The following is a 315-nucleotide window of genomic DNA, read 5'->3' as shown; positions in this document are numbered from 1 at the left end:
GCTTCTTCTTTTTTCTTCAATAAATCCTTCGCTTTGTTCACTAAATCTTGTAAACGGTCTTTTTCCGCACCGGCTGGTAATTTATTGACTGCTGCTTCCGCTTCGTCAACCGCGGCTTGATTGGTACTTCCTTTCAATGTGTCGAACTTGTTATCCGTGAACAGGTCTTCTACTTTTTTCTTCGCATCGGCTTGTTCTTTTTCTGCTTCTTCTTTTTTCTTCAATAAATCCTTCGCTTTGTTCACTAAATCTTGTAAACGGTCTTTTTCCGCACCGGCTGGCAATTTATTGACTGCTGCTTGAGCTTCGTCTATC

1 protein-coding gene is annotated in these 315 nt (G+C 41.3%); it reads right to left on the bottom strand.

Annotated elements, in window-relative coordinates:
• Nucleotides 1–315: toxin Cry1Ac domain D-VI-related protein (locus CVN76_RS00160; protein ID WP_232732029.1), on the bottom strand; the 315-nt coding region annotated here is incomplete at both ends.

This window comes from Bacillus sp. mrc49 (assembly GCF_002803435.1).
This window is presented reverse-complemented; position numbering and strand designations above follow the sequence as displayed.